This is a genomic window from Blastococcus sp. SYSU DS1021, assembly GCF_054050995.1.
Window position 1 is genome coordinate 1 of the sequence record NZ_JBJHAL010000047.1, and the last position, 3,978, is coordinate 3,978.

Sequence of the window (3,978 nt, forward strand, 5' to 3'; positions counted from 1 at the left end):
CTGTTCCAAAAGCCCAATTGTGTTTTGGAGCATTGTTGACGCGAGGGTTTGTGGCCAGTTATCATGTTTATGGGCCCAAAAAACGACCCCCCCCCCCCCCCCCCGCCGCGCGGGCACAGATCCGCCTCGCCACCAGGGTGGCCAGTGTTGCCGTCGAGGAAACTTTGCCCTACTGTTTCCCATATGGAAACTCCTAGCGGCCGATCACCGTCCCCCGAGGAAGCCCGCGAGACGCTCGCCCAGCTGGCGCGCGACCAGGACGCGGTGCGGTATCCGCCGATCCCCCGTTGGTTTTTCGTGGTCATGGCGGCGGTCGTCGCCGGGGTCGCCCTCGCCCAGCTGCTGCCCCCGAAGACCGCCGCCTTCGCGGTCCTCCCCCTCGTGGTCATCAGCGGCCTGCTCGCCCACCGGTACTGGTTCAACCCGGAGGGGGTGTCCGGCGCCTCGGTGCAGCCGGCCGACATGGTCGGGTACCTGGCCGTCGTCCTGGGCACGTTCGTGGCCTGCTGGCTGGTGGAGGCCTTAACCGACGCCTGGTGGATCTGGTTCCCGGGCGCCGCGGTCGTCGCCGGCGCCGTCCTCGTCACCGGGTACCGCTACGGCCGCGAGTACGGGCATGAGCGCTGACGCCCCGGCCTTCGACGAGGTCATCCACGCGCCACACCGGCTGCGCATCTGCGCGATGCTCAGCGCCGCCCAGAAGGTCGAGTTCACCGTGCTGCAGGAGAAGCTGGGCATCTCGAAGTCGGCGCTCAGCAAGCACCTGAGCCAGCTTGCCGACGCTGGTTACGTCACACAGGAAAAAGCTGTCCGCGATGCCCGCAGCCGGCTCTGGCTGGCACTGACCAGCGAGGGCAGCCGCGCCTACCGCGGTCACGTCCGTGCGCTGCAGGAGATCGTCGCCTCCGACCCCGGCTGAGCCGGCGCCCGTCGCCCGTCGCGGCGCCCGGATCGCCGATGAGTTCGGTGGACCACGCGGGTCTTCCCTGAGCACGCCGGTGACAGACGATGGGAGGCCCGGGTGAGCACGTTTGCACTGGTGCACGGAGCCGGTGACGACGGGTGGTACTGGCACCTGGTCGAGTCCGACCTCCGCCGGCGCGGCCACCAAGCGGTCGCACCGGACCTCCCGGCCGGCGACGACTCCCTGACGCTCGACGACTACGCCGATGCGGTCGTCGAGGCGGTCGGCGCCGCCCCCGACCTCGTGGTGGTGGGTCACTCGTTCGGCGGGTTCACCGCTCCCCTGGTGGCTGCCCGCCTCCGGGCCAGGGCGCTGGTCCTGGTGGCCGCGATGGTCCCGGCACCGGGTGAGGCACCCGACGAGTGGTGGATCAGCAGCGGCTATGCCGAGGCGGCACGTGCCCAGGCGGCCCGCGACGGGGGCCGCACCGGCAGCGACGACCCGTACGTCGCCTATTACCACGACGTGCCCCGGTCGCTGGCCGAGGAGGCGATCAGCAGGGAGCGCGCGCACCCCTCCACCGCCGCGTGCGCGCAGCCGTGGCCGCTCGAGGCGTGGCCGGACGTGCCGACCACCGTCGTCGTCTGCACGCAGGACCGGCTCTTCCCGGCCGGCTTCCTGCGTCGCCTGGCGGCCGTGCGCCTCGGGGTGCGCCCCGTCGAGATCGACGCCGGCCACTGCGTGGCGTTGAGCCGGCCAGGCCCGCTCGCCGACGTGCTGGCCGGCGCCGGCTGACCTCACCGGGTCGGCGCGTCCACCACCAGGCCGAGCCACCGCGCGAGCTCCCCGATCTCGGCCCGCACCGCGTTGCGCACGGCCGCGGTGAACGGCACGTCCTCGTGGACGCCGTGCACCACCAGCCGGCCACCGGCGCGATCGGCGGTGGCGTCGAGCTTCCCGACCAGCCGGTCGTGGTGCAGGACGGGGAGCGCGAAGTAGCCCCACCGGCGCTTGGCCCGCGGCTTGTACATCTCCAGCTGGTACTCGAAGCCGAAGAGCTCCAGCGCGCGCCGACGGTCGTGCACCAGGCGGTCGAACGGTGACAGCAGCGCGGTCCGCCCCGCGAACGGCTGCCCGACCGCGGCGGGGTCGACCCGCCACGTCCCGGCCACCCCCTCGATGGTCGCGGACTCCCCTGCGTCGCGGACGTCGACCGGCTCGCCCGGTACCGACGCCCCCTTCTCCCGGGCGAGGCCCAGGGCGCGCAGCCGCCGCTCGTCGCGGATGCGGCGGGCCTCCTCCAGCGGCACAGCGGTGAGACCGGCCGGGTAGACCCGCTCGGCGACGTCCCACAGGCGCTGCCGGCCGCGCCGCCCCGCGATCGCGACCTCGCCGCGCATCATCAGGAACTCGAGCATCTGGGTGACGTTGCGGTCGTGGGTCCAGCCCGTGGACGCCCACGGCACCGAGCTCGTGTCGGGGATGTCCCGGGAGAGCAGCGGCCCGGACGAGCGCAGTCGCCCGACGACGTCGCGCCGGAACGACTCGTTGGCCTGGAGCCACGCACGCGGCGCCTCCCTGCTCGGCCAGCGGGCCATGCCCGCCAGCAGCAGCGCGATGTCCTCCATCGGCCGGACCAGTGCGTTGTGCTCCACGAGGCTGCGGTCCTCGAGGGCCCGGGTCAGCTGGGCCGGGAGGTAGCTGCTCCCGAGCCGGCTCCAGGCGACCAGGTCGGCGCTGGGAGCGATCGCCGCTGTGGGGTCGACCTGGAGCAGCGTCAGGTGCCGGACCGTCGCCAGCAGGCTCTCGGGTCGGTGGCCGTCCAGCAGCTGGGCGCGCACGGCGATCGCGCGCGCCTCGTCCCGGTCCAGCCTGTGCGCCGACATCTGCCGAACCGTAGCGGCGGCCGCCCGCGGACGGGGACGATGATCGGACCATGCCGCGCACCTGGACCCACGTCGGCCGCTGCTGGACCGACGGCGAACCCTTCCTCGCCCTCGACAGCGACCTGCTGCCGCACTGGCGCGGCCTCAGCGAGCAGGGGTACGAGGCGCTGGTGCCGCAGCTGGACTACCAGCTCACCGGCATCCGGCTGGGTGGGAGCACCGCGGCGCTGGTGCTGACAGACCCCGAGGTCGGCGACGAGGGCTGGCTGGAGGTGTTCCGCGCCGACGACGGCAGCATCGCCGTCGTCCAGGCGACCGCGGGCGACTACCGGGAGGCCCTGGACGCCGCGCTGGCCTTCCCCGAGGCCCACGACCAGGTCGGCGACGTGGTGTCCGTCCCGAGCGGCCGGCTCGCCTTCATCAGCGCGGCGCTGGACGGCACGGGCGAGGACGGCGCCTTCCTGCTGCCCGAGTCCCCCGGCCCGACGCCGGACTCCGGCGAGCTGGCCGCCGGCGCCGCCACCGACGCGAGCCCCCTGCTGGTCGTGCCGCCGGGAGCCTTCCGGCTGTCGGTGCGTTGGCGGACGGAGCTGCACGCGGACGCGGCGTTCGCCCGCTGGCTGCTCATCCGGGAGGGCTGACCGCTCAGTTCTCGCGCCGGCGGCGGTCCACCCAGCACCACCGCCGACCACGCACCCCGGGAGCCCGCATGTCCCCCACCGTCCGCCCGATCGTCGTCACGCCCGATCTCGAACGGCTGCGGTCCTTCTACGTCGGTCTCCTCGACGCGGAGGAGACCGACCGTTTCCCGGAGGAGGGGCCGCTGTCCTACCTGGGTCTGCGGGTAGGGAGCTCGGAGCTGGGCCTCACCGCCGACTCCGGCGTCGCGGCCGGCACCCCCGGGCGGGTGCTGCTGAGCATCGAGGTCCCCGACGTCGACCGCGTCCTCCCCCGGGTCGCGGAGCTCGGCGGCGCGGCGCCGCACGGGTCGAACGACATGCCGTGGGGGCAGCGCGTCGCGCACGTCACCGACCCGGACGGCAACGCCGTCAACCTGACCCAACAACTCTGAGGCGGGGGGGGGGGGGGGGGGGGGGGGGGGGGGGGGGGGGGGGGGGGGGGGGTGGCGGGGGGGGGGGGGGGGGGGGGGCGCCCCGGGGGGGCGCACCAACCCCGCGGAGATGTGGG

6 protein-coding genes are annotated in these 3,978 nt (G+C 74.0%); 5 read left to right on the forward strand and 1 reads right to left on the reverse strand.

Annotation, left to right across the window (positions count from 1 at the left end; all coding sequences use genetic code 11):
- The first annotated feature begins 183 nt into the window (after nucleotides 1–183).
- The 3 genes from ACI8AP_RS20890 (at nucleotide 184) to ACI8AP_RS20900 (ending at nucleotide 1,699) form a co-directional block, all read left to right on the forward strand.
- Nucleotides 184–627 carry a hypothetical protein gene (locus ACI8AP_RS20890; protein WP_456591294.1) on the forward strand — a complete coding sequence of 148 codons (444 nt, stop codon included), beginning with the start codon at nucleotides 184–186 and terminating at the stop codon, nucleotides 625–627.
- On the forward strand, nucleotides 617–919 hold the full coding sequence (locus tag ACI8AP_RS20895; RefSeq protein WP_456591295.1) for a transcriptional regulator: 303 nt from the start codon (nucleotides 617–619) through the stop codon (nucleotides 917–919). Before ACI8AP_RS20890 ends, ACI8AP_RS20895 begins: the two co-directional genes overlap by 11 nt.
- Before the next feature lie 102 nt (nucleotides 920–1,021).
- Entirely contained in the window at nucleotides 1,022–1,699 is a 678-nt protein-coding gene (locus ACI8AP_RS20900; RefSeq protein ID WP_456591296.1) for an alpha/beta fold hydrolase, read from the forward strand.
- Between the two features lie 2 nt (nucleotides 1,700–1,701).
- On the opposite strand, the gene ACI8AP_RS20905 is transcribed toward ACI8AP_RS20900, so the two are convergent.
- The gene (locus ACI8AP_RS20905) at nucleotides 1,702–2,790 is read right to left on the reverse strand and encodes a DNA glycosylase AlkZ-like family protein (protein WP_456591297.1); all 1,089 of its coding nucleotides are present in this window, start codon (nucleotides 2,788–2,790) and stop codon (nucleotides 1,702–1,704) included.
- Between the two features lie 50 nt (nucleotides 2,791–2,840).
- Between ACI8AP_RS20905 and ACI8AP_RS20910 the strand changes: the two genes are divergently transcribed.
- Together ACI8AP_RS20910 and ACI8AP_RS20915 are read left to right on the forward strand one after the other, a co-directional pair.
- Nucleotides 2,841–3,431: a hypothetical protein gene (locus ACI8AP_RS20910; protein WP_456591298.1), complete on the forward strand. Its 591-nt coding sequence runs from the start codon at nucleotides 2,841–2,843 to the stop codon at nucleotides 3,429–3,431.
- Nucleotides 3,432–3,499: 68 nt separating this feature from the next.
- Nucleotides 3,500–3,862, forward strand: a complete 363-nt coding sequence (locus ACI8AP_RS20915; protein ID WP_456591299.1) for a VOC family protein — start codon at nucleotides 3,500–3,502, stop codon at nucleotides 3,860–3,862.
- Nucleotides 3,863–3,978 lie beyond the last annotated feature (116 nt).

What these genes read in the sequence shown, in the direction of transcription:
- ACI8AP_RS20890 (WP_456591294.1), top strand. Translation starts at nt 184, where the DNA reads ATGGAAACTCCTAGCGGCCGATCACCGTCCCCCGAGGAAGCCCGCGAG.
- ACI8AP_RS20895 (WP_456591295.1), top strand. Translation starts at nt 617, where the DNA reads ATGAGCGCTGACGCCCCGGCCTTCGACGAGGTCATCCACGCGCCACAC.
- ACI8AP_RS20905 (WP_456591297.1), bottom strand. Translation starts at nt 2,790, where the DNA reads ATGTCGGCGCACAGGCTGGACCGGGACGAGGCGCGCGCGATCGCCGTG.
- ACI8AP_RS20910 (WP_456591298.1), top strand. Translation starts at nt 2,841, where the DNA reads ATGCCGCGCACCTGGACCCACGTCGGCCGCTGCTGGACCGACGGCGAA.
- ACI8AP_RS20915 (WP_456591299.1), top strand. Translation starts at nt 3,500, where the DNA reads ATGTCCCCCACCGTCCGCCCGATCGTCGTCACGCCCGATCTCGAACGG.